The organism is Actinoplanes derwentensis (genome assembly GCF_900104725.1).
GTDB classification, from domain to species: Bacteria; Actinomycetota; Actinomycetes; order Mycobacteriales; family Micromonosporaceae; genus Actinoplanes; species Actinoplanes derwentensis.
This window is the reverse complement of the sequence record NZ_LT629758.1, coordinates 5,927,869-5,950,040: the sequence shown is the minus strand read 5'-3', so window position 1 is coordinate 5,950,040 and position 22,172 is coordinate 5,927,869. Positions and strand designations below refer to the sequence as shown.

At 70.1% G+C, this 22,172-nt stretch carries 21 protein-coding genes; 7 read left to right on the top strand and 14 right to left on the bottom strand.

Annotation, left to right across the window (positions count from 1 at the left end; translation table 11 throughout):
• Positions 1 to 3 precede the first annotated feature (3 nt).
• Positions 4 to 435 (bottom strand): protein-tyrosine phosphatase family protein, encoded by a 432-nt coding sequence (locus BLU81_RS26175; RefSeq protein ID WP_092547104.1) that lies wholly within the window; start codon positions 433 to 435, stop codon positions 4 to 6.
• Between the two features lie 181 nt (positions 436 to 616).
• On the opposite strand from BLU81_RS26175, the gene argS reads away from it, so the two are divergent.
• Both argS and BLU81_RS26165 read left to right on the top strand, forming a co-directional pair.
• On the top strand, positions 617 to 2,257 hold the full coding sequence (argS, locus tag BLU81_RS26170; RefSeq protein WP_092547103.1) for an arginine--tRNA ligase: 1,641 nt from the start codon (positions 617 to 619) through the stop codon (positions 2,255 to 2,257).
• A gap of 97 nt (positions 2,258 to 2,354) precedes the next feature.
• Positions 2,355 to 4,136: a bifunctional metallophosphatase/5'-nucleotidase gene (locus BLU81_RS26165; protein ID WP_092547102.1), complete on the top strand. Its 1,782-nt coding sequence runs from the start codon at positions 2,355 to 2,357 to the stop codon at positions 4,134 to 4,136.
• Positions 4,137 to 4,175: 39 nt separating this feature from the next.
• Here the strand turns inward: BLU81_RS26165 and BLU81_RS26160 are convergent, their stop codons facing one another.
• From BLU81_RS26160 to BLU81_RS26150, 3 genes are all read right to left on the bottom strand, one after another.
• The gene (locus BLU81_RS26160) at positions 4,176 to 4,787 is read right to left on the bottom strand and encodes an ECF transporter S component (RefSeq protein WP_092547101.1); all 612 of its coding nucleotides are present in this window, start codon (positions 4,785 to 4,787) and stop codon (positions 4,176 to 4,178) included.
• Positions 4,788 to 4,911: 124 nt separating this feature from the next.
• On the bottom strand, positions 4,912 to 6,405 hold the full coding sequence (locus BLU81_RS26155) for a serine/threonine-protein kinase (RefSeq protein ID WP_092547100.1): 1,494 nt from the start codon (positions 6,403 to 6,405) through the stop codon (positions 4,912 to 4,914).
• A 102-nt stretch (positions 6,406 to 6,507) separates the two neighbouring features.
• Positions 6,508 to 6,852, bottom strand: coding sequence for a hypothetical protein (locus BLU81_RS26150; RefSeq protein WP_092547099.1), 345 nt, complete (start codon positions 6,850 to 6,852; stop codon positions 6,508 to 6,510).
• Between the two features lie 298 nt (positions 6,853 to 7,150).
• Here BLU81_RS26150 and BLU81_RS26145 point away from each other — a divergent pair, with 298 nt between their 5' ends.
• On the top strand, positions 7,151 to 7,492 hold the full coding sequence (locus BLU81_RS26145; protein WP_092547098.1) for an STAS domain-containing protein: 342 nt from the start codon (positions 7,151 to 7,153) through the stop codon (positions 7,490 to 7,492).
• Between the two features lie 5 nt (positions 7,493 to 7,497).
• Here BLU81_RS26145 and surE read toward each other — a convergent pair whose 3' ends face one another.
• The 3 genes from surE to BLU81_RS26130 all read right to left on the bottom strand — a co-directional run bounded on the left by surE (position 7,498) and on the right by BLU81_RS26130 (position 10,286).
• Positions 7,498 to 8,334, bottom strand: coding sequence for a 5'/3'-nucleotidase SurE (gene surE, locus BLU81_RS26140; RefSeq protein ID WP_092547097.1), 837 nt, complete (start codon positions 8,332 to 8,334; stop codon positions 7,498 to 7,500).
• A 32-nt stretch (positions 8,335 to 8,366) separates the two neighbouring features.
• Entirely contained in the window at positions 8,367 to 9,299 is a 933-nt protein-coding gene (locus BLU81_RS26135; RefSeq protein WP_231953512.1) for a PfkB family carbohydrate kinase, read from the bottom strand.
• Positions 9,300 to 9,368: 69 nt separating this feature from the next.
• Positions 9,369 to 10,286 (bottom strand): cation diffusion facilitator family transporter, encoded by a 918-nt coding sequence (locus BLU81_RS26130; protein ID WP_092547096.1) that lies wholly within the window; start codon positions 10,284 to 10,286, stop codon positions 9,369 to 9,371.
• A gap of 164 nt (positions 10,287 to 10,450) precedes the next feature.
• Between BLU81_RS26130 and BLU81_RS26125 the strand changes: the two genes are divergently transcribed.
• Entirely contained in the window at positions 10,451 to 11,320 is an 870-nt protein-coding gene (locus tag BLU81_RS26125; protein ID WP_231953511.1) for an SMP-30/gluconolactonase/LRE family protein, read from the top strand.
• Here BLU81_RS26125 and BLU81_RS26120 read toward each other — a convergent pair.
• Together BLU81_RS26120 and BLU81_RS26115 are read right to left on the bottom strand one after the other, a co-directional pair.
• Positions 11,317 to 13,446, bottom strand: a complete 2,130-nt coding sequence (locus BLU81_RS26120) for a HelD family protein (RefSeq protein WP_092547094.1) — start codon at positions 13,444 to 13,446, stop codon at positions 11,317 to 11,319. The genes BLU81_RS26125 and BLU81_RS26120 overlap by 4 nt on opposite strands.
• Before the next feature lie 176 nt (positions 13,447 to 13,622).
• Positions 13,623 to 14,561 (bottom strand): alpha/beta fold hydrolase, encoded by a 939-nt coding sequence (locus tag BLU81_RS26115; protein WP_092547093.1) that lies wholly within the window; start codon positions 14,559 to 14,561, stop codon positions 13,623 to 13,625.
• Positions 14,562 to 14,754: 193 nt separating this feature from the next.
• Between BLU81_RS26115 and BLU81_RS26110 the strand changes: the two genes are divergently transcribed.
• Positions 14,755 to 15,372 (top strand): carbonic anhydrase, encoded by a 618-nt coding sequence (locus BLU81_RS26110; RefSeq protein ID WP_092557644.1) that lies wholly within the window; start codon positions 14,755 to 14,757, stop codon positions 15,370 to 15,372.
• A gap of 69 nt (positions 15,373 to 15,441) precedes the next feature.
• Here the strand turns inward: BLU81_RS26110 and BLU81_RS26105 are convergent, their stop codons facing one another.
• Positions 15,442 to 15,768 (bottom strand): hypothetical protein, encoded by a 327-nt coding sequence (locus tag BLU81_RS26105; RefSeq protein WP_092547092.1) that lies wholly within the window; start codon positions 15,766 to 15,768, stop codon positions 15,442 to 15,444.
• 246 nt (positions 15,769 to 16,014) lie between these two features.
• Between BLU81_RS26105 and BLU81_RS26100 the strand changes: the two genes are divergently transcribed.
• Both BLU81_RS26100 and BLU81_RS26095 read left to right on the top strand, forming a co-directional pair.
• Positions 16,015 to 16,506 (top strand): DUF3145 domain-containing protein, encoded by a 492-nt coding sequence (locus tag BLU81_RS26100; protein ID WP_092547091.1) that lies wholly within the window; start codon positions 16,015 to 16,017, stop codon positions 16,504 to 16,506.
• Positions 16,507 to 16,655: 149 nt separating this feature from the next.
• Positions 16,656 to 18,395, top strand: a complete 1,740-nt coding sequence (locus BLU81_RS26095; RefSeq protein WP_092547090.1) for a glycoside hydrolase family 3 protein — start codon at positions 16,656 to 16,658, stop codon at positions 18,393 to 18,395.
• A 283-nt stretch (positions 18,396 to 18,678) separates the two neighbouring features.
• Here BLU81_RS26095 and fabF read toward each other — a convergent pair whose 3' ends face one another.
• Genes fabF through BLU81_RS26075 form a run of 4 tightly spaced genes read right to left on the bottom strand, consistent with a single transcriptional unit; the run spans position 18,679 to position 22,083 of the window.
• The gene (gene fabF, locus BLU81_RS26090; RefSeq protein WP_092547089.1) at positions 18,679 to 19,905 is read right to left on the bottom strand and encodes a beta-ketoacyl-ACP synthase II; all 1,227 of its coding nucleotides are present in this window, start codon (positions 19,903 to 19,905) and stop codon (positions 18,679 to 18,681) included.
• Position 19,906: 1 nt separating this feature from the next.
• The gene (locus BLU81_RS26085; RefSeq protein WP_092547088.1) at positions 19,907 to 20,149 is read right to left on the bottom strand and encodes an acyl carrier protein; all 243 of its coding nucleotides are present in this window, start codon (positions 20,147 to 20,149) and stop codon (positions 19,907 to 19,909) included.
• A 57-nt stretch (positions 20,150 to 20,206) separates the two neighbouring features.
• Positions 20,207 to 21,157 carry a beta-ketoacyl-ACP synthase III gene (locus tag BLU81_RS26080; protein ID WP_092547087.1) on the bottom strand — a complete coding sequence of 317 codons (951 nt, stop codon included), beginning with the start codon at positions 21,155 to 21,157 and terminating at the stop codon, positions 20,207 to 20,209.
• Positions 21,154 to 22,083, bottom strand: a complete 930-nt coding sequence (locus BLU81_RS26075; RefSeq protein WP_092547086.1) for an ACP S-malonyltransferase — start codon at positions 22,081 to 22,083, stop codon at positions 21,154 to 21,156. The genes BLU81_RS26080 and BLU81_RS26075 overlap by 4 nt, the downstream gene beginning before the upstream one ends.
• Positions 22,084 to 22,172 lie beyond the last annotated feature (89 nt).

The following is a 22,172-nucleotide window of genomic DNA, read 5'->3' as shown; positions in this document are numbered from 1 at the left end:
AGTTCAGAGTTTTTGGAATCGTGCGACGAAGCGTTTCTGCCAAGGGGTCTCGACTGCCTGGTGGTGGTAGTTGCGGCGGATGAAGGTCACCGCCTCGGGTGGGGGGACGCCGTCCAGGATCGCCAGGCAGGCCAGGGCGGTTCCGGTTCGGCCGACGCCGCCGAAACACGCCAGTTCGACACGCTCACTGCCGGAGCGGGTCAAGGCCTCTTTCAAGACCATTGCCGTGTACGGGCGGTCGCGCGGCAACCAGAAGTCGGGCCACCGCACCCACCGGCTGGCCCAGCCGAACTCCGGTGGGGGCTTGCCGAGCAGGTAGACCCCGAACTGCGGCGCGTGCCCGGTCGGCATCTCGCGGCGCAGGCCCCGGCCGCGGACCAGCCGCCCGGACGGCAACCGCAGGATTCCGTCGCCGTCCTCGTCCCACCCGGTCATGGATCTGATCCTCCCAGGAGAGTTATAGTCGTCGGGTGTTCAGCTTCAGCGTGCGACGCCGGCGTCCGACAGGCCGCCGCTGAAGTCATGCTTCCCATCCGGCGGGTCGACACCCGCCGGAGCTGGTTGAAGTGACCCCCGGTCCGACCCGTCATCGTCTCTCACCGATGAGGTCACGACCATGAATCTCGAAGCACTCCTGCACGACCGGCTCGCCCCCGCCCTCGAAGCGGTCGCCGGTCACCCGGTCGATCCGGCGGTCCGGGCCTCCCCGCACGCCGATTTCCAGTCCGGTGCCCCGCTCGCCCTGGCCCGGGAGCTGGGCCGGCCGCCGCGGGAGATCGCCGCCGAGGTGGCCGCGAAGGCCGGCCTGGCCGGGATCGCCGACGTCGCCGTCTCCGGCCCGGGGTTTCTCAACCTGACGCTCACCGACGAGTTGATCACCGGGGCGCTGAACAGGGCCGGCGAGAGGCTGGGTGTCGCGCCGGTGACCCGGCCGGAGCGGATCGTGGTCGACTACTCCGGGCCGAACGTGGCCAAGGAGATGCACGTCGGCCATCTGCGGTCGACGATCATCGGGGACGCACTGGCCCGGACGTACGAATGGCTGGGTCACGACGTGGTCCGGGTCAATCATCTCGGTGACTGGGGCACTCCGTTCGGCATGCTGATCGAGCATCTGCTCGACGCCGAGACGAGCGACGGCAGCCATTCGATCGGTGACCTGACCGCTTTTTATCAGTCGGCGCGGGCCAAGTTCGACGGTGACGACGACTTCCGGACCCGGGCCCGGCTGCGGGTGGTGGCGCTGCAGTCCGGCGACCCGCTCTCCCGGGAGTTGTGGCGGACGCTGGTCGGGCAGTCCGAGCGGTACTTCCTGGACGTCTACCAGCGGCTCGGCGTCACCCTCGGGCCGGACGACTTCGCTGGTGAGAGCACGTACCAGGACGATCTCGCCGGGGTCGTCGACGACCTGATCGAGCAGGGCCTGCTGACTGAGAGTGACGGCGCCCTCTGTGTGTTCCCGGCGGGTTTCACCGGACGGGACGGCGCCCCGCTGCCACTGATCGTGCGGAAGGCGGACGGCGGTTTCGGGTACGCCGCGACCGATCTGGCCGCCGTTCGGCACCGGGTGGGCACCATCGGTGCGGACCGGATGCTCTACGTGGTCGGCACTCCGCAGCGGATCCATTTCCAGATGGTGTTCGCGGTGGCCCGGCAGGCGGGCTGGCTGCCGGACACGGTGCACGCCGAGCACATCGGGTTCGGGTCGATCCTGGGCGCCGACGGAAAGATGCTGAAGTCCCGGGCCGGTGACTCGATCAAACTGGCCGGGCTGCTGGACGAGGCGGTGTCCCGGGCGAGCGCCCCGGCCCTGGGGATCGGCGCGATCAAGTACGCAGACCTCTCCGGCGACCGGCGGGGCGACTACGTCTTCGACTGGGATCGGATGCTCGCCATCACCGGCAACACCGGCCCCTACCTTCAGATGGCGTACGCCCGGGTCTGCTCGATCTTCCGGAAGACCGCGGAGGGACCGGGCGTGGTGATGATCGGTGAACCCGCCGAACGGGATCTCGCGCTGGCCCTGCTCGGGTTCGAGCCGGTCGTCCGGTCCGCCGCCGCCCTGGCCGAACCGCATCGGCTCGCCGGATATCTGCACGGGCTGGCCGCGGCGTTCTCGGCGTTCTACGAGCGGTGCCCGGTGCTGAAGGCCGATGACCAGGTGCGGGCCAGCCGGCTGGGGCTGGCCGACCTGACCGCGCGGACTCTCCACACCGGAATGTTTCTGCTGGGTATCGAGGCACTAGACCAGATTTGATCTCCCGGCAACCCGCCGTCGATCGACCGATCGTGTTCCCGGTGGTTAGGGTGCTGGTTTCGATAATCCCCCTTTTTTGACGTCGAAAGGCCCGACTATGGCCCCCGTATCGCGACGTAGTGTCCTGGCCGCCACCGCGGCCGGCGTTGCCGCGCCCCTGGTGATCTCCGAGTCGGCGCAGGCCGGTAAGCCGAAGCCGCAGCCGGAGACCAGCTACCGGCTGACTGTCCTGGGCACTTCGGACACCCACGGCAACGTCTACAACTGGGACTACTACAAGGACGCCGAGTACGACGACAGCGCCCACAACGACGTCGGCGTGGCCAAGCTGGCCGCGCTGGTGAACAAGTTGCGTGCCGAGGCGACCGGCCCGGTCCTGGTGCTGGACGCCGGCGACACGATCCAGGGCACCCCGCTCGCCACGTACTACGCTAAACAGGAGCCGATCACCAGCACCGGTGAGAAGCACCCGATGGCGCGTGCCATGAACGTGCTGCACTACGACGCCATCACGCTCGGCAACCACGAGTTCAACTACGGTCTGCCACTGCTGAACCTGTGGATCCGTCAGCTCGGCTTCCCGGCGCTGGCTGCGAACGCGATCAGTGTCAAGACCGGCAAGCCGGCGTTCACCCCGTACGTCATCAAGAAGGTCTCCCTCGGCCGGCACGCGCCGACCCTGCGCGTCGGGATCCTGGGTCTCACCAACCCGGGCTCGGCCATCTGGGACAAGGCCAACGTCGAAGGCAAGATCACGTTCACCGACATGATCGCCACGGCGGCCAAGTGGGTGCCGATCATGCGGGCCCGCGGCGCCGACGTGGTGCTGATCTCCGCGCACGGTGGTGACAGCGGCACCTCCAGCTACGGCACCGAGCTGCCGAACGAGAACCCGACCGCGCTGATCGCCGAGCAGGTCCCCGGCATCGACGCGATCCTCTTCGGGCACGCGCACCGCGAGGTGCCGGAGCGGTTCGTCACCAACCTGACGACCGGTGAGCAGGTGCTGCTCTCCGAGCCGTCGAAGTGGGGCCAGCGCCTGACGAAGATGGACTTCACCCTGACCCGGGTCAAAGGCCAGTGGAAGATCACCACCAAGGCCGCCGCGTCGCTGAACACCAACACGGTCGAGGCCGACCCGAAGGTCCTGGCGGTGGTGAAGAAGCAGCACGAGAAGACCGTGACGTACGTCAACCAGGTCGTCGCCGCCTCGACCGAGGAACTGTCCGCCGCGACCAGCCGGTACGAGGACACCCCGATCCTGGACTACATCAACAAGGTGCAGACCGACACCGTCACGGCGGCACTGGCCGGGACCGCCTACGCGTCGCTGCCGGTGCTGTCGATCGCGGCGCCGTTCAGCCGGACCGCGGTCTTCCCGCAGGGCGACGTGAAGATCAAGGACGTGGCGGGGCTCTACATCTACGACAACACCCTGGAAGCGGTCGTGCTGACCGGTGCCGAGGTGAAGGCGTATCTGGAGTACTCGGCGAAGTACTTCCTCACCCACGCGATGGGCGCCCCGGTCGACCCGGAGACGATCGCCGACGCGTCGGTGCCGGACTACAACTACGACGTGTTCTCCGGCGTCGACTACGACATCGACATCAGTAAGCCGGTCGGCAGCCGGATCACCCGCCTGCAGATCGGCGGCGTGGACGTGGCGGCCGGTGCGCAGTTCGTGGTCGCGGTGAACAACTACCGGCGCTCCGGCGGCGGCAGCTTCCCCGGCATCGTGAAGACCCAGGTCTACAACGCCCAGCAGGAGATCCGCCAGCTGCTCATCGACTGGGCGCAGGCGAAGGGCGCCATCGACCCGGCCGACTTCTACGTGCCGAACTGGCGGCTCGTCCGCGACGGCGCGCCGGTCACCTTCTGACGTGACGGTGGTGCGGGCGGGCCGGATCACCGGCCCGCCTCACTCCTTTTCCAGCCAGTTGCCCTTGTCGTCGGCCTCCACGTACATCCCGCTGCTCTTGCCGGTGGCGAGCTGGAAGGTGCACAGGTAGGTGCGCACCCCGTCGGAGTTCCGCTCGTTCTCCGGCCGGCAGGCGACACTCGTCACCGCGCCGACGTGCTTGATGATGCGCCGGTCGCCGATCAGGGTGTCCTGCACCACCGTCGTGATCTGGTCCTCCTGGTAGTACTCGTAGTACGGGATCGCGACGTTGACCGTCAGCAGCGTCCAGAACGCCGCGCCGCCCAGCAGGGACGCGACGAAGGCGATCCAGTACGGCCGGCGCCGTCGCCCGTACCGCTTGGCCGTCGCCGACCGTCGCAGCGCCGAGATCACGCCCAGCGCGCTGAGGAAGAAGGTCCAGACCATCACCGGCCGCCACGACGGCGCGTCGGGCCGCCCGGCCGCGTGCACCTCGCCGGGGAAGCGGACCAGCAACTGGCCGTGCTTGTACGCCGGGGAGTAGACCGGGGCCTCGTGCGGCGGCACCGGGGGCTGCTCGGGGGCCGCCGGGTTCGCCCAGGGCGGGGTGGTCGGGTAGTGCCCTGGCTCCGGCGGAGTCTGGACTGTCATGCGGCAACCCTCTTCCCGTACGCGGTACGGCTGTGCTCGCCGTACCGCCGGGACCATCGGCCGTGAACCGGCCCAGTTGAGGATCAGCCGCTGTGGTTCAGCGCCTGGGGACAACAGCTGGGGATCAGCCGTCGCCGCCCTCGATCGGCGGGATGATCGGCGGCGTCGGGGACGGGCTGGTGGGGTCCGGCGTCGGGCTCTCGGACGGCGACGGCGGCGGCGGGCTCGGCGAGGACGCCGCCGGGCTCGGTGAGGGCGACGTCTTGCTGGGTTTCGGGCTCGGCGAGGGGGACTTGGACTGGACCCGGCTCTTGCTCGGTTCCGGCTCGGGCTCCTCCTCCTCAGCCGACGGCGAGACCTCGTCGGTGGGCAGGTCGGAGACCACCGGGCCGGGCACCTCCGCCGGGACCGTGGCGGTCGGCGGCTTCGACTGCTCGGTGTTGTCCGGGGTGAACGCGAAGGCGACACCGAGACCGCCCGCGACCAGGAAGAGTCCCAGGATCGCGAACATCAGGACCCGCTGGCTCCCGGACTGGCGGGAGACCGGTGGGGCGGGGACGCTGCGCTGCATCGGCAGCGGCCGGGGCGGAGCCGGGCTGATCGGCCGGGTCGCGCCGGCCGGGAACTGGCCGCTCGGGTAGTTGGCCGCCGGGTACTGCCCGCTGACGTAGTTACCGGGGTTGCCGGGGTTCTGGTAGGCACCCGGGTTCTGGAACTGGGTCGTGCCACCCCGGGTCGCCGGGCTCACCGGGGCGACCAGGGAGGTGCCGGTCAGCCGTTTCCAGTCGATCGGCCCGGCCACCGCGAACGCGGCCTGGGCGAACTCCTCGGCACTCTGGAACCGGTCGGCGGGCTGTTTCGCCATCGCCCGCGCGATCAGGTCACGCACCTCGTAGGGCACGTGATCGGGCAGCGGGTCCGGCTCGTCCTCCAGGTGCCGCAGCGCGACCTGGAGGGCGTTGTCACCGTCGAACGGCGGACGGCCGGCGATGCAGTGGTAGGCCACCGCACCCAGCGCGTAGATGTCGGTGGCCGGCGTCAGGTTGCCCTTGGCGACCTGCTCGGGGGCCATGTAGAGCGCGGTGCCGACGATCGCGTTGAGACCGGTGACGCTGGTCATCGCGGTGGAGCGGGCCACCCCGAAGTCGACCAGGATCACCGCGCCGGTCGGCTTGACGATCAGGTTGCCGGGTTTGACGTCGCGGTGCACGATCCCGTTCTCGTGGGCGGCGTGCAGCGCGTCGGCGGCCTGGGCCACGATCGACATGGTGTCGGTGACACTGATCGGGCCCTCTTTGACCCGCGCGGAGAGCGGCTCGCCCTCGACGAAGGCCATCACCAGATAGGCGACCTTCTCCGGGCCCTCGTAGTCGCCGTCGCTGGCGTAGTCGTAGACCTCGACCACGCCGGGATGCCGGAAGGCGGCCATCATCCGTGCCTCGCCGTAGAAGCGGGCGGCGAACTCCGGGTCCTCCAGCATCGCCGTGCGCAGCACTTTGACGGCTACGGTCCGGCCGAGCACCACGTCGGTACCTCGCCAGACGTCACCCATGCCGCCGGTGGCGACGCGGTCGTCCAACCGGTAGCGGTTGTCCAGGAGGCTTCCTGCACTGAGCACCAGCGGGGACCTTATCTGTCGGAGTTCGGCGGCCGCTCAACTGTACAGAGCCCGAGCCTCCGGTGGGAGATCGGCGAGGATGCGTGAGCTGACCACTGATTATCAGTGGTCATCGTAGGTGGGAGTGACCACCACCGCTGTCTCGGCCAGTTCAGCCTCCTCTTCCTCGGCCTGGCGTTCCAGTGCGGCCCGGGCCGCACTGGCGATCGCCCAGCCCGCGGCGACTCCGGCCAGCGCGACGACGGCGATCAGTCCCCAGGGGCGGGCCGGGCTTCGGCCGGCCAGGGCGTCGGCGGCCGCTCCGGCGCGAGCCAGCGCCTCGTCGGTGACCGATGTCACCCGCTCACCGGCCCGGCCGGCACTGTCCCCGGCGGCCGTCCAGGCGTGGGACAGGTGCTCCCAGGCTTCGTCGGCGGTCTTCTCGGTCCGGTTCCTCCGTGCGAACATCTTCGGCAACCTCCCAGCATCGCGGTCTTCCCGAGTAGAGTTCCCCGCCACGGTCCCCGCAAACGTCCGCTGTGGACGCCATCACGTTTCGAAAACGATTTGACGCGCCGCAGTACTGTTGACCAGGTTCACACAGGCCACTCAGGTGGCTGACAGGTTCGGGACCTAACCTTTCGGTCAGTTTCACCGAACCTTCCGGGGGCGGTTCCCGTCAGCTCCGACAGGGGGCAGGCGGCCTGCCGCTCGCGTAGTCAAGAGGAAACAGCCCGGATCTGCCGGGTGGGTGGAGGGAAGTGGCGTGACGCTGTCGATAACGACGTCGACGCTCGCCGACGGCGCGGTGGAGGTCTCACCGCGAGGCGAGATCGATGTCGAGAACGCGTACGAGATCCGGGAAGCAGTGCAAGCTCAACTGACCTCCGGCTGTCCCACCCGTATCGAGCTCAACATGCAGTCGGTGACCTTCATCGACTCGGTCGGCATCAGTGCCCTCGTGGCGGCCTTCCAGCTCGCCGGGGTCAGTGACGTCAAGCTGGTCGTCACCCGGCCGAGCCGGTTCGCGCACCGTCAGCTCTGGGTCACCGGACTGCTCGGCCTCTTCGGCAATCCGCAGCCGTTCGAGGAGTCGGTCACCGCCTGACGGCGCTAGATCGCCGGGCTCTGCACCCGGATCGCGCCCACGTTGATCCGGACCTCGGTGTCCTCGTGGGGCGCCCGGATCGGGGTGACCACCGCGAAGTTCTCGGCGAGGGCGGCCAGGTCGCTGCCCTCCTCGAGGGTCTCCTCGGCGGCCTGCACCGCGGTCCGGACATATCCGTCACCCGCTTCGGCGATGCTCATCTGCACCTGGCCGAACCGGGCCAGATGCGCCTGTCGCAGCCCGCGGATCCCGTCGACGTGCAGATCCGGGACGTTCAGGTTGAAAACGGTGCCGGGTGGGGTGTGCAGCAGCGCCGGGATCAGGCGGACCGCCAGGTCGGCGCCGCTGACCCAGTGGTGCTGCTCGTCGTCCAGGGCGTCCAGGGCCGCGATGGCGGCGCCCCCGCTGGAGGCGCTGGCCGAGGCCGGGGTGAGCACGTCCAGCGAGACGGCGAGCCCGTGCAGGCCGGCATGGGCGCCGGTCAGGCAGGCGCCGACGGTCCCGGAGTGCACCACTGCCGCCCCGGCGTTGGCGCCCCGGTTGATGCCGGAGACGATCAGGTCGGGAGCCGGGCCGAAGGCGTCCCGCAGGGCCAGCAGCACGATGTAGGCGGGCGAGGCGGCCACCCCGAAGGTCGGGATGTTGCGGCAGCCGGCCAGTTCCCGCGGCTCGGAGACGATCTTGCCGTCCTTGACGACGGCGGTCATCGAGGCGCTGGCGCCGCTCGACTCGCTCAGTGGCGCGGCCACCACCACGTCGTACCCCGCGTGGGCCACCGTCCGGGCCAGCCAGCGGATGCCGGGGGACTCGATACCGTCGTCGTTCGTGATGAGGATGCGCATTCGGGGGTGATCGCCCGTTGTGGTGGGGGTCATCATGCCTTTCCAATCGGGGTCAACCGGACCCGTTCGGTCAGGACCCGGACCGCGTCCACATGGCCGGTGCCCAGCCCGTGCCGGGTGACGTTCAGCGCACCGGCCGCCGCGCCGGTCCGTACCGCCTCGTCCATCGCACCGCCGTTGGCCAGGGTGGCGGCGACCCCGGCCGTCATCGAGTCGCCGGCCCCGCGATGCTCGGCCGGAGTGAGCCGGGGCAGCGCCACCGAGTAGATCTCGTTGTCGAACAACGCCAGCGCCCCCATGTCGGCCCGGGAGACCAGCACCGTCTCGGCACCGTTCTCGTGCAGCTGGACCAGTGCCTTGATCAGCGATCCGGTGCTGCCGTCCGTAGCCTTCCCGTCGGCGATCAGCTCCTCGTGGCTGATCTTCAGCACCGAGATGCCGGACTCCATGACCGCGGCGAGATGATTGCTGCACAGGTCGGCGATGACCTGACAGCCGTTCGCCCGCAGATCGGCGGCGAGCCGTCCGTACACCTCGGGTTTGATGACCGAAGGATGCGCCGGGCCGCTCAGGATCGCAATACCGGCCCGTAACCCCTCGGCGAGGGTCAGGTTGTACAACTCGTCCAGTTCGTGCCGGGACAGCGGCGTGCCGGGCCGCTCGGCGATCTCCTGCCGGCTGCCGCCCCGCCGGTCGTGTACGTACCAGCCGCTGCCGTGCTCCCGGTTCACCAGGCGCAGGGTCACGCCCGGCAGTTCGCTGAGAAGCGGGCTCAGCACCCGTCCCACCTCGCCACCGGCTGCCGTGCAGAGCGTCACCTTCGCACCCAGCACCGTGATCATCCGCGTCTGCCAGATGCCCTGACCGCCCGGATGCACGTGCAGCTCCGGTTCGTCGTGGTGTTGCTCGATGGTCACCGTCAGCTGTGGGGCCGGAGCAAAGACCATGACACGCCCGTCACTCATGTTCGCATTGTTATCTTTTCTCGCATCCGGCGTGGCTGATCGCAAAAAGTACAGATGACGTTTACAGCCTCACCAGCTAGTAGGAGTGCACTGCCGCCCCGCGCCGGCCGGCTCCAGCTGAAGCGTGGCGTGATCGATGTGGAAGTCCTCGTGCAGGGCCTCCCGGGCCACCGACAGGACCGTGCCCAGCTCGGCGCGCGGATCCAGGCTCAGATGCGCGGAAGCCACGTCCATCCCCTCGGTGAGCGTCCAGACGTGCAGATCGTGCACATCGGCGACACCGGGCACAGCGGCCAGCCGCTCCCGCACCTCGGCCACGTCCACGTGCTCCGGCGCGGCCTGGACCAGGATGCGGACCGCCGAGCGGCCCAGCGCGAACGTCCGCGGCAGGATCATCAGGGCGACCAGGACGGCGACGATCGGGTCCGCATACGCCCACCCGGTGCCCCAGATGATCAGCGCCGCCAGGATGACCCCGGCCGATCCGAGCATGTCCCCGAGCACCTCCAGGTACGCCCCGCGCACCCCGATGTTCTCCTTCGCCCCGGACCGCAGCAGCGCGAACGCGATCAGGTTCACCATCAGGCCGCCGACCGCGACCAGCAGCATCCACCCGGCCGGCACGTGCGGCGGATCGGTGAACCGCCGCACCGCCTGCACCAGCACGAACCCGGCGACCCCGGTGAGCAGGGCCGCGTTGGCCAGCGCCGCCAGCACCTCGAGCCGGTACAGCCCGTAGGTGCGGCCGGAGTCGGTGCCGGCCCGGTGCGCGGCAGTGATCGCCGCCAGGGTCATCCCGATCGCCAGCACGTCGGTGAACATGTGACCCGCGTCGGAGAGCAGCGCGAGCGACCCGGTGGCGACCGCGGTGACCGCCTCTACCAGCATGAACAGGGTCAGCAGGCCGGCCGCCCACCAGAGCCGCCGACCCCCGGCGCCGCCGCCGTCGAGGAAGGATCGTGTCCCGTGGTCGTGGCCGGCTCCCATGTGGTCCACCTTCTCCTCGCCCGCCGGGCCGCCGCCGGACTATGCGGACATTGCCATCGGTGACTGGGTACGGTGGGAGATTCTGGCGTCCCGTTATGCAATGGAAAGGAAGTTTAGTGCTATCCCGTACCCTTGCGAACGCTGTCTGTCTCACCGTCCTGGCGGTGACCGTAACCGCCGCACCCGCCGTCGCGGCGCCGGCCGGCGCGCGGCCGGCCACAATCACCCTGCCGAGCGGTTTCCAGCCGGAGGGCATCGCGATCGGTGACAAGCCGTTCGCCTACTTCGGGTCCCGTGCCGACGGCGACATCTATCGCGCGGATCTGCGCACCGGTGCGGGCGCCGTCCTCACCGAAGGCCCCGGCACCGCCTCGCTGGGCCTCAAGATCCACCGTGGCCGTCTCTTCGTGGCCGGTGGTGCCGGCGGTGACGCCCGGGTGATCGACCTGCGCACCGGGGCCGTGGTGAAGTCCTACCGATTCCGGCCGGCCGGGCCGGACACCTTCATCAACGACGTGGTCATCACCCGCGGGGCCGCGTGGTTCACCGACTCACGCAGTCTGACCCTGTTCAAGGTGCCGCTCGGACTGCCCGCCGCGGCGGTGGAGGTGCCGCTCACCGGCGACATCCAGCTCCAGGCCGGAGTGATCAACGCCAACGGCGTCAGCGCCACGCCGGACGGCCGGGGCCTGCTGATCGTCCAGTCCGGGACCGGCTTCCTCTTCCGGGTCACCCCGTCCGGCGTCACCACCCGGGTCGACCTGGGCGACACCCTGCTCACCAACGGCGACGGGCTCTGGCTCCGGGGCCGGACCCTGTACGTGGTGCAGAACCGGCTCAACCAGATCGCCGAGATCGAGCTGAACCGGTCCGGGACGGCCGGCACGCTGACCGGCGTGACCACCGACCCGGCGTTCGACGTGCCGACCACGATCGCCGAGTACGGCAAGCGCTTCTACCTGCCGAACGCCCGCTTCACCACCACACCGACACCGGAGACCACGTACGACGCGGTCTCCGTGCCGATCCCCTAGTCCTTCGGCAGCCAGCCGGGTTTCGTACCCACCGTGGTGAGCCGCTGCGTCGCCCGGGACAGGGCGACGTACAGGGTGCGGACCCCGGCCGGGTCGGTCGCGATCTGCGCCGGCTCGACCAGGACCACCGCGTCGTACTCCATGCCCTTGGCCTCCAGTGCGGTCACCACCTGGACCCGCTCCGGCAGCCCGGCCACCCAGCCGGCCACCTCGGCCTGCCGGGGCACCGGCATGATCACGCCGATCGTCCCGTCGACCTCGGCGAGCTGCTTCTCGGTCAGCTCCCGGACCGTCTCCGGCAGGCCGGCCACCGTGGCCACCACGTCGGCCGGGGCCACACCGGTGCTGCGCACCGCGGACGGCAGCGGCAGATCCGGCATGATCGTGCGGATCACCCGCGCCGCCACCTCGAAGATCTCCGACGAGTTCCGGTAGTTCGTGGTGAGCGCGTAACTGTTGCGCTTGCGGGTGCCCAGCGCCCGCTCCCGGGCCCGGTCCAGCTCCTCCGGGTCACCGGACCAGGCGGTCTGCGCCGGATCGCCGACGATCGTCCAGGAGGCGTAGGCGCCCCGCCGGCCGACCATCCGCCACTGCATCGGCGACACGTCCTGCGACTCGTCGACGACGATGTGGGCGTACTCCCGGTAGTCGTCCTCGCGCTGCAGCCCCTGGGTGCGGGCCGCCGCCTGCCGGTCGGCGAACGTGCTGACCTCCTGGACCCCGTCCCGCACGTGGAACGGGTTCTTCGACCTCTTCTGCGGCTTGCGGGGCCGGCCCATCAGCTCGTCCAGCTCGTCCAGCAGCGCCACGTCGGCGATCGTCGGCCCCTCGGTCTCCAGGGCGTCGAACGAGCCCTGCAGCGCGGTGATCTCATCGCGGGACAGGACCCCGTTCGCGTACGCCCGGAGCCGCCTCGGATCGGCCAGCCAGCGCAGCACCCGCATCGGGGTGAACCGGGGCCACCAGGCCTTCAGGAACTCCCGGAAGTCGTTGCGGTCGGCCAGCTCGGACTCGAACTCCTTCTTCTCCGGCAGCCCGCTGAGTTTCGCCTCCCGGGCCTGCGCCCACAGCACGTCGAAGACCCGGTCGAAGCCGTGCCCGCGGACCTCGTTGCGCCGGGCCCCGCGCTGCAGCACCCGCCGCCGGATCTGCTCCAGGTCCTGTGCGGTCAGCCGCAGCAGGGTGCCCCGGTAGAGCAGCTTCAGTTCGGTGGGCGCGCCCGGCACGGTGTCGTGCGAGGCGCGCTCCAGGACCCGGCGCATCCGCAGCGAGCCCTTGATCGAGGCGACCTCGCCGGTGTCGACCCGGGACGAGTCCCAGGCGGGCACCATCGAGCCGAGCGAGCGCAGGGTCGCGGTGTCCTCGCCGAGTGACGGGAGGACGGTCGCGATGTACTCGACGAACACGCCGGACGGGCCGATCACCAGGATGCCGCCGCCGGCGAACCGGGACCGGTCCGAGTACAGCAGGTAGGCCGCCCGGTGCAGGGCCACCGCGGTCTTGCCGGTCCCGGGGCCGCCGGTGACGATGGTCACACCTCCGGCGGGGGACCGGATCGCGTCGTCCTGCTCGCGCTGGATGGTGGAGACGATGTCGCGCATGCCGCGACCGGTCGCCTTGGCCAGACTCGCCAGCAGGGCGCCGTCGCCGACGACGCGCATGCCCTCCGGGGCCGCCTCCGGATCGAGCAGGTCGTCCTCGATGCCGGTGACCTTCTCCCGGCTCGACTGGATCATCCGGCGGCGGATCACGCCGAGCGGCTCGGCGGGGGTGGCCCGGTAGAACGCCGCGGCCGCCGGTGCCCGCCAGTCCACGACCAGCGGCTTGGAGCCGTCGTCGCGGATACCCATCCGGCCGACGTAGTGGGTGGCCCCGTCCAGCTGGTCGAGGCGGCCGAAGACCAGGCCCTCGTATTCGGTGTCCAGGGCGTGCCGGCGGCGGGCCGCGTGGAAGACCATCGCATCCCGTTCCACCAGCGCGCCGAAAGTGCCGACTCCGGCGAGCTGATAGCCCTCCTTCTCGGCACGCGACGCGTTCTTGCGCAGCTCGGCGAGACGGGTATACACCCGGTCCACGTGCTGCTGCTCGACCGCGATCTCCTGCTGCAGGACAGTGGTGTCGCTCAAGTCCGTTGCTCTCCCTCTCGTGGCGCACCACCAGTCGCGCAAACGCGCTCGCGCGAAGGGGGCAATCGAACCTACTCCTGCCCGCACGCCCGCGTCGAACGCGCCCGGACGCGTGAACGTCTCACGGTCGTCCTCGAATCACCGCGAGGTGTGCATTTCCCCGGAAAACGAAACGACTACGCGGCCCTCTGGCAGCGGGTGGTGTCCGTGATCGGTCGCCGGGCCCGCTTCGCCTGCCGCGCCACCCGGCGGACCACGGTCAGCAGCGCCGCGGACACCGCCTCCGGCTGTTCCAGCGGCAGCATGTGCCCGGCGCCGGGCACCACGGTCATCTCGGCACACGGCAGCGCCCGCGCGATCGACTCGGCGCACGCCGGCGGGGTCAGCCGATCTCGTCCGCCGACCAGCACCGCGGCCGGCATGTCCCCGAGTTCGGCCAGGGTGTCCAGGCGCCGCTGGGTGCCGATCGAACCGCGGAACCCGCCGATCGAACTCAGCGGGGCCCGGCCCAGGGCTCGCATGGTCAGGAGCATGGCCTCCTCGCCGCACTCGTCGCCGAAGAGCAGCCAGCGCAGGGCCGGCCGCAGCGCGGGCATGATCACCCGGTGCGGGTGCCAGGCGCCGGAGCGGGCGAGCAGGCCGGCGCCCAGGGTCTCGCCGAGGCGCAGCACCGTCGCCAGCTGTGGGGGCAGGCCGTACCGGGTGTGGGCGTGGCCCTCGGCGGTGGTCGACACCAGCAGCAGCCCGGCCACCCGGGAGGTGAACTCGGCGCGGTGGCGGTGGGCGTACTCCATCACCGTCATGCCGCCCATCGAGTGGCCGGCCAGCACGACCGGGCCGGTGGGGGCGTAGTGGCGGATCACCTCGGCCATGTCGTCACCCAGCTGCGCGAGAGTGGCCGAGGACGGGTCGGTGGCGCTCGACCGGCCGTGGCCGCGGGTGTCGTACGCGATCACGCGTGGCGCCTTGCGCCCGATCCCGCTGAGTGCCTCGATCTGATGCCGCCAGGTCCGCCGGTCCTGGCACCAGCCGTGCGACAGCACGACGGTGACCGCGGCGTCCTGGGGGCCGGAGACGGAGACGTTCAGACGGATGCCGTCAGCGAGCGTGATCATGGGTACCTCCGCGCGGTTCACGGTCCCCGCAGTACCCGCGGGTAATAAGCATCACTCGTACGAGCTGATATTTCCAGCATGTTTCGGCGGAACTTCCGCTCCGGGCGTACCGATCCTCCCCGGATGTCGGCCAGGACAGTGAGTTAGCTCGCAGTGACTTCGCCGGACGCCTCGGGCAGCGAAAATGTCCACCATGACGGCCACTCGCGACGCACAGGTCAGCACCCCCGCAGCCGCCTTGAGCGAACTCATCGCGGGTAACAAACGTTTTGTCCACGGCAGCCCTCGGTACGGGCACGACGTCACCCAGGCGGCCGCCACCGCTAATCAGCAGAAGCCCCACTCGCTGGTGTTCGGCTGTATCGACTCCCGGGTTCCCCTGGAGGCGATCTTCGACCAGTCGTTCGGCGCGATCGCGGTGGCCCGTTCCGGCGCGCACGTGCTCGACCGCTCCCTGATCGGTTCGATCAACTTCGCGGTGGCCGAGCTGAGCGTCTCCCTGGTCCTGGTGGTCGGCCACAAGCGCTGCGGGGCGGTGACCGCGACGGTCGAGGCGCTGCGGGCCGGTGCCACCGTCGGCGGCGACGTGGGCTACGTCGGCTATCTGGTCGACGAACTGGCCCCGGCGGTACGCGAGGCGGGTCTCGAGGGTGAGGACGCGACTGAGAAGGCGATCCGGATCAACGTGAGCCGGACCGTCGAGCGGCTGCGGAACGTGCCGGGCCTGGCCGAGGAGATCGCGGCCGGCCGGGTGGACGTGGTCGGCGCCGTCTACGACCTGGACAGCGGCTGGGTCGAGTTCCTGCCCTGATCCACTGATCATGCAAAAAGGCACCGCCCCGGCTCGATCAGCCGGGGCGGTGCCTTTTACAAGCGTGGATCAGCCCTCGAAGACGCCAGCGTCCACGAGGCGCTTCTCGGTGGTGTCCCACCCGTGCTCCGGGTTGGTGCTGTGCAGGCTGTTCAGCTCGGTGCGGATCTTCGAACCGTGACCGGCCGCGGACAGGATCCGGATCTCCTCGACGAAGGCGTCGGAGTCGGTCCTGAGGTGCGCGGTCTTGCCGTTGGTCAGGTTGCGCACGTACGCGAAGCGGCCGTTGGCGAGCGGGATGAGGTACTTGTACTCACCGAGCACGCTGAGGGCTCCACCGGTGCCCTGGCCGGCGCGGACTGATGCGCGGGCGGTCTTTGAAGTGTTGCTCGCCACGGCGGTACTCCTTGGAGAAAGCTGAGAAGAGTAGATAAAAAGGCCGTGGCAACTCTACACGACGGCCGGTCAACCATACCGTCAGAGCAGGTAACGGCGTTGGGCAGGGTATGCCACTACGGCTGCTCCCATAGTCGATGTTGCGGATTCCCTGGCGCACCGTCCGCACCACGCGGCATCATGGGACACGATCAACCGCGGTCGAGGTCGTAGGGGAAGACGCACCTCGGTCTCCGGGAGGTCACCGTGCCAACGTGTGGCGTCGTATACGTCCACTCGACCCCACTCGCCGTGTGCCAGCACGTCGAATGGGCGATCGCGCGCGTCCTTACCGCGCCGGTCAAACTGCAATGGACCGTGCAACCGGTCGATCCGAGCATGCGCCGAGCTGAGTGCAGCTGGACCGGCCGGGCCGGAACTGGCGCCGAGTTGGCTGCTGCCCTGCGACAGTGGCCCATGATCAGGTTCGAGGTTACCGAGGAGCCCAGTCCGGGTGTCGACGGGGAGCGGTTCATGCACGTTCCCGGTCGCGGGCTGTTCCACGGGGTCATGGGCGCGTCGGGCGACATCCAGATCGGCGAGGACCGGCTGCGCGCCATCATGTCCTCGGCCCGGGCGCCCGAGGCGCTGTCGCACGCGCTGGAGAAGGCGCTCGGCACCGCTTGGGACGTCGAGCTGGAGCCGTTCCGCTACGCGGGTGACGGCGCACCGGTGACCCTGCTCACCAGGGTCGGCTGACCGTGCTCACCGGAGTCGGCTGGCGGTGTTCACCAGGATCGGCTGACGGCCGTTCCGTGGGGCCGCTCGTCCGGACCGGGCAAATCGCCCTGAATCATGTCCGGGACACGACGGGGTCCAAGTAGCGACGTTTGCCGTGAACTGGTTCGATGGCGATCGTGAGAAACCTGTCGCGCGCGCTGGCCGTACCCCTGGTTCTGCTCCTCGGGGGTTGTGGCGACGAACCGGCGCCGGTGACGACCGCGCCGAGCGCCGCCGCTCCGGTGCCGGATTCCGGAAACGCCTCGGGCAGTGCCCCGCCCCCGTCGACCACCGCCGATCCGGCCGCCCGCGCGGCGGAGATCGTGGCCCGGCTCAGCGACGAGGACCTGGCCGGACAGGTGCTGATGCCGTACGCGTACGGCAGCTCCGCGACCGAGATCGACACCGACAACGCGAAGGCCAACCAGGGGCTCGCCGGGGTGAACACCCCGGCCGAGATGATCACCAAGTACAAGCTAGGCGGCATGATTCTGGTCGGCTTCACCGTCGACGACCCGACCAGCAAGACCAACCCCACCACCAACGTGGAGAACCCGAAGCAGGTCCGCGCCCTCACCGCCGGCCTGCACGAGGCGTCCCGGAACCTGCCGGCCTCCGCCCCGCTGATGATCGGCATGGACCAGGAGTACGGCGTCGTCACCCGGGTCACCGAGGGCGTCACCATGCTGCCGGCCGCGATGGCCTTCGGCGCCGCCCGCCAGCCCGCGCTCACCGAGGCGGCCTGGCGCGCCGCCGGTGAGGAACTCGCCGCGATGGGCGTCACCGTCGACTTCGCCCCGGTTGCCGACACCCTCAACACGCGCGGCGGCGGAGTGATCGGCTCCCGCTCCTTCGGCAGCGACCCGAAGGTCAACGCCGACCAGGTCGCCGCTTCCGTCCGCGGTCTGCAGGCGGCCGGGGTGGCCGCCGCGATCAAGCACTTCCCGGGCCACGGCCACACCACCGCGGACAGCCACGACGAACTGCCGGTGATCGGCCAGAACCGCAAGACGTGGGAGACCCAGGATCTGCCGCCGTTCCAGGCCGGCGTGAAGGCCGGCGCAGGCCTGGTGATGTCCGGTCACCTGAACCTGCAGTCGGTCGACAAGGGGGTGGCCGCCACCTTCTCCCACAAGATCATGACCGACGTGCTGCGCGGTCAGCTCAAGTTCACCGGCGTGGCCGTCACCGACGCGATGAACATGGCGCCGGCCAGGAAGTGGCCCGCCGGGGAAGCCGCGGTCCGGGCCCTCAACGCCGGCAACGACATGCTCCTGATGCCGCCGGACATCGCCGCCGCCCGCGACGGCATCCTTGCCGGACTGAAGGACGGCTCGCTGAAGCGGGAACGCCTCACCGAGGCCGTCACCCGCATCCTGACGCTGAAGTTCACCACAGCGTTGACCCCGCAACCGGAACTCTCCGTGGTCGGCTCCCAGACCCACGCACAGGCTGTGACCGCCCTCAACGCCGCCGCGGTGACCGTGCTCCGCGGCGCGTGCACCGGCGCACTGGTCACCGGCCCGGTCTCGGTCACCGCCCCGGCCAGCCGCGAGGTGGCCCGGGTCAACCTGATCAAGGCGCTGCAGGCCGAGGGAGTCCAAGTCCAGACGTCCGGCGGCTCCGTCGTCCGGTTGGTCGGTTACGGTGACGAGCGTGTCGACCTCGACGACGCGGCCGCCGTCACGGTCATGATGGACTCGCCGGGCCTGCTGGCCCAGGCGCAGACACCCACCCTGCTCGCGACGTACTCCTCCAGCAAACTCTCACTCACCGCACTCGCCGCCGTCATCGCGGGCAAGGCGAAGGCGTCCGGCCGGTCACCCATCGCGGTCGGCAACCTGCCCCGGAGTGCTTGCGCCAAATAGCCTTTCCGGTACGGGTAGGCACAGTCGCGTGCCTACCCCGCGAGGTCCGCGGGACACCGGGCCGCCCCGCGACCGCCGGGCCGAATGCGCTGCTCACCGCCAGAACAGCAAAAGCCCGGCTCTCATCGAGCCGGGCGACCCCGCACCCCGACGCAAGGCCGAATGGTCTTCTGCGTGCCGACTTGAGGTGCGGTTCGGACCGTGACTCGGCACGCAAGGCCGGGTGGCTTCTTGCGTGCCGAGTTCGGGTGCGAAGCGCACCGTGACCGGGGAGACCTGGGGATCAGGGCCTGGTGAAGATCAGCGCCACGTTGTGGCCGCCGAAGCCGAACGAGTTGTTCATCGCCGCCTGAAGCTCGGCGGGACGCGCCTTGTGGGCCGCTACCTCGAGGTCGAGACGCTCGTCGGGATCGTCGAGGTTGATCGTCGGAGGGATGACACTGTCCCGGATGGCCAGGATGGTGGCGATCGACTCGAGCGCGCCGGCCGCACCGAGCAGGTGACCGGACATCGACTTGGTCGAGGTCAGGATCGGGTGACCACCGATGGCCTCCCGGATGCCCTTGATCTCGCCCATGTCGCCGACCGGGGTCGAGGTGGCGTGCGCGTTCACGTGCTGGATGTCGGCGCCGGTCAGGCCGGCGTCCTGGATCGCCATCCGCATGGCGCGGATTCCGCCACGGCACTCCGGGTCGGGCTGGACGATGTCGAACCCGTCGGAGGTGATGCCCGCACCGGCGATCCGCGCGTAGACCCGGGCGCCACGGGCAGCGGCGTGGTCGGCCCGCTCCAGGACGAGCGTGCCGGCTCCCTCACCGAGGACGAAGCCGTCCCGGTTCTTGTCCCACGGGCGAGACGCCCGCTGCGGGTCGTCGTTGCGGGTCGACATGGCCCGCATCGAGGCGAAACCGGCGATCGGCAGCGGGTGCACGACCGCTTCGGTGCTGCCGGCCACGACCACGTCGGCCCGGCCGAGCCGGATCAGGTCGAAAGCCAGCGCGACGGCTTCGGCGCCGGTGGCACAGGCGCTCGCCATGGCGCGGACGCCAGCCTTGGCCCCGAGTTCCAGGCCGATGTACGCCGCCGGGCCGTTCGGCATCAGCATCGGCACGGTGTGCGGGCTGACCCGCCGCGGTCCCGACTTCTCCAGGATGGCGTTCTGGCCGAGGGTGGTGAGCACCCCGCCGATGCCGGTGCCGTAGCTGACGGCCAGCCGCTCCGGGTCGAACCCGGATTCGGCCAGTCCGGAGTCGGCCCAGGCCTCGCGGGACGCGATCACGCCCATCGCCTCGGCCCGGTCCATCCGGCGCAGCTTGACCCGGTCGATCAGTTCGGACGGATCCACCTTGAGCTGGGCGGCGATCCGGACCGGCAGTTCACCGGCCCACTCCTGGGTGAGAGGACTCACCCCGGAGCGGCCGGCGAGCATGGCGTCCCAGGTGGACGCGACGTCCCCGCCGAGCGGGGTCGTCGCGCCGAGCCCGGTGACGACGACGTCTACGTAGCTCATGTCAGTGGTTCGCCTCGATGTAGTTGACGGCGTCGCCGACGGTCTTGAGGTTCTGGACCTCGTTGTCCGGGATCTTGACGCCGAACTTCTCCTCGGCGGCCACCACGACCTCGACCATGGACAGCGAGTCGACGTCCAGGTCGTCGGTGAAGGACTTCTCCTCGGCGACGTCGTCCGGGTTCACCCCGGCGACCTCCTCGAGGATTTCACCGAGGCCGGAGGTGATCTCTGCGCGAGTTGCCATTGTGAAAATCTCTCTTCTCTATGGTGCGGATTGTCGTCAGCCAGAAAGAGCCGCTGCTCAGGGGCAGCGGATGACCTGGCCGGCGTAGGTGAGGCCACCGCCGAAGCCGAAGAGCAGCACCGGCGCCCCGGAGGGCACCTCGCGGCGCTCGATCAGCTTGGACAGGGCCAGGGGGACACTCGCGGCGGACGTGTTGCCCGACTCGACGAGGTCCTTGGCGACGATCGCGTCCGGGCTCAGGCCGAGCCGCTTCACGATGCCGTCGATGATCCGGGTGTTGGCCTGGTGCGGGACGAAGGCGGCCAGCTCGGACGGCTCGATGCCGGCCCGCCGGCAGACCTCGGCCGCGAACGGCGCAAGCTCGGTGGTGGCCCAGCGGAACACCACCTGGCCGGTCTGCTTGATGTACGGCCGCCAGCCCGCGATGGTCAGGGCGTCGCCCTTGTCCGGCGCGGAACCCCACAGCACCGGGCCGATCTGCGCCTCCTCACCCTCGGCGACCGCGCTGACCACCGCAGCGCCCGCGCCGTCGGCGAAGAGCACGGCGGTGGTGCGGTCGGACCAGTCGACCACGTCGGAGAGCTTCTCCGCGCCGATCACCAGGGCGTTGCGGGAGGCACCGGCCTTGATCGCGTGATCGACGGTGGCGAGCGCGTAGGAGAAGCCGGAGCAGGCGGTGTTCAGGTCGAACGCGGCCGGGGCCTTGATACCGAGCCGGGCCGCGACCGCGGTGGCCACGTTGGGGCAGCGGTCTTCGGCCGAGCACGTCGCGACGACGACCATGTCGATGTCGGCGGCGGCGATACCGGAGGTGGCGAGTGCCTTCTCGGCGGCGAAGACGGCCATGTCGGCGACCGACTCGCTGCCCGCGATCCGACGCTCGGCGATACCGACCCGGTCCCGGATCCACGCGTCGTTGGTGTCCAGGGTGTTGGCGAGGTCGTCGTTGGTGACCACACGCGAGGGCTGATAGTGGCCCATCGCGACGATGCGGGATCCCGCGGTCATCGTGTCTCTCCTTGGATGCGGGCGATCAGATCGCGGGCGGCGGGCAGGTCGTCGGGCGTGTTCAGGGTGACGATCTCGGGTGCCCCGTCGCCCTTGAGCTCCCGCTTGATCAGGCCCGCGAGGGTGCCCGCCGGGGGTAGTTCGATGATGCCGGTGACACCCAGGTCCTTGAGGGTGGACATGCAGAGGTCCCACCGGACCGGGGCGGTGACCTGGCGGATCAGGCGGCTCAGCATCTCGGTGCCGGAGCTGACGGCGGTGCCGTCCAGGTTCGACAGCAGGGTGCGGGCCGGATCCTGCACGGTCACCCCGGCCGCCACGGCGGCGAGGGCGGTCTCGGCGGGGGCCATGAACGGCGTGTGGAACGCGCCGGCCACCTTCAGCGCGATGACCCGGGCCTTGGCCGGGGGCGCGGCGGCGAAGTCGGCCAGTGCGGGAAGGGCACCGGCGGCGACGATCTGTCCGGCGCCGTTGCGGTTGGCCGGGACCAGCCCGTGCTTCTCGATGGTGGCGACCACCTCGTCCGGGTCGCCGCCGAGGACGGCGCTCATCCCGGTCGGCTCCAGGGCGCAGGCGGCGGCCATCTCCCGGCCGCGGACCCCGGAGAGCGTGATCGCGGACTCGGCCGAGAACACTCTGGCGACGGCGGCCGCGCCCAGTTCGCCGACACTGTGGCCGGCGATCACGCCGACACCGTCCAGCGGAAGCTGTTCGGCCGCGAGCAGAGCGGCGGCGACCAGCAGCGGCTGGGTCCGGGCGGTGTCCTTGATCTCCTCGGCGTCGGCACGGGTGCCGAGATGCAACAGGTCGACGCCGGCGAGGGCGGACCACTCGGTGAGGCGGGCCTCGGTACCGGGGAGGTCGAGCCAGGGAGTCAGGAAGCCGGGCTTCTGGGAGCCCTGGCCGGGCGAGAGTACGGCGAGCACGGACTCGACTCTTCCGGATCAGACGGCATTGTGCGGTAGCCGGGCACGACGAAACCCTACGACCAGGGTTGTAGGTTTCCTACAAAACA

Excerpts from the sequence above, each read along its gene's own strand:
- BLU81_RS26150 (WP_092547099.1), bottom strand. The coding sequence starts at position 6,852 with ATGTTCGCACGGAGGAACCGGACCGAGAAGACCGCCGACGAAGCCTGG.
- BLU81_RS26085 (WP_092547088.1), bottom strand. The coding sequence starts at position 20,149 with ATGGCAACTCGCGCAGAGATCACCTCCGGCCTCGGTGAAATCCTCGAG.
- fabF (WP_092547089.1), bottom strand. The coding sequence starts at position 19,905 with ATGAGCTACGTAGACGTCGTCGTCACCGGGCTCGGCGCGACGACCCCG.
- BLU81_RS26165 (WP_092547102.1), top strand. The coding sequence starts at position 2,355 with ATGGCCCCCGTATCGCGACGTAGTGTCCTGGCCGCCACCGCGGCCGGC.
- BLU81_RS26095 (WP_092547090.1), top strand. The coding sequence starts at position 16,656 with ATGGCGATCGTGAGAAACCTGTCGCGCGCGCTGGCCGTACCCCTGGTT.
- surE (WP_092547097.1), bottom strand. The coding sequence starts at position 8,334 with ATGCGCATCCTCATCACGAACGACGACGGTATCGAGTCCCCCGGCATC.
- BLU81_RS26175 (WP_092547104.1), bottom strand. The coding sequence starts at position 435 with ATGACCGGGTGGGACGAGGACGGCGACGGAATCCTGCGGTTGCCGTCC.
- BLU81_RS26130 (WP_092547096.1), bottom strand. The coding sequence starts at position 10,286 with ATGGGAGCCGGCCACGACCACGGGACACGATCCTTCCTCGACGGCGGC.
- BLU81_RS26115 (WP_092547093.1), bottom strand. The coding sequence starts at position 14,561 with ATGATCACGCTCGCTGACGGCATCCGTCTGAACGTCTCCGTCTCCGGC.
- BLU81_RS26110 (WP_092557644.1), top strand. The coding sequence starts at position 14,755 with ATGACGGCCACTCGCGACGCACAGGTCAGCACCCCCGCAGCCGCCTTG.
- BLU81_RS26135 (WP_231953512.1), bottom strand. The coding sequence starts at position 9,299 with ATGAGTGACGGGCGTGTCATGGTCTTTGCTCCGGCCCCACAGCTGACG.
- BLU81_RS26080 (WP_092547087.1), bottom strand. The coding sequence starts at position 21,157 with ATGACCGCGGGATCCCGCATCGTCGCGATGGGCCACTATCAGCCCTCG.
- BLU81_RS26160 (WP_092547101.1), bottom strand. The coding sequence starts at position 4,787 with ATGACAGTCCAGACTCCGCCGGAGCCAGGGCACTACCCGACCACCCCG.
- argS (WP_092547103.1), top strand. The coding sequence starts at position 617 with ATGAATCTCGAAGCACTCCTGCACGACCGGCTCGCCCCCGCCCTCGAA.